Below are 312 nucleotides of genomic sequence, written 5' to 3'. Positions count from 1 at the left end.
AATAGCCTTACTCATGCATATTATGTTGAGCTTGCCAAAGCGAGTGAAAACAATCCCGTCGCTTATTATGGCAAGGTTGATGAAGGTTTATTTCATACCATAGTGATGAAATACATGCAGGCGCATGGCGATATGAACAAAAAACACCACTCGATGGGTAATCATCAGCAGATGAGTAATGAGCATCAGGCAATGGGTAACCATACAATGCCATCATCACACAGCCAGGGCGTTGAATAATCATGTCGTTTTTAGGTAAATTATCTATAGATGCAATTCCGTTTCATGAACCTATTATCATGGTTACCATGG

1 protein-coding gene is annotated in these 312 nt (G+C 40.1%); it reads left to right on the top strand.

Going from position 1 to position 312, the window contains the following annotated elements; translation table 11 throughout:
- On the top strand, positions 1-240 hold a 240-nt coding region (locus CWB66_RS21880; RefSeq protein WP_171037571.1), incomplete at its 5' end, for a COX aromatic rich motif-containing protein.
- Positions 241-312: the final 72 nt, after the last annotated feature.

The sequence above is a fragment of the Pseudoalteromonas sp. S558 genome, assembly GCF_005886635.1.
GTDB classification, from domain to species: Bacteria; Pseudomonadota; Gammaproteobacteria; order Enterobacterales; family Alteromonadaceae; genus Pseudoalteromonas; species Pseudoalteromonas aliena.
The sequence above is the reverse complement of the archived record's forward strand: the minus strand, read 5'-3'. Positions and strand labels throughout refer to the sequence as shown.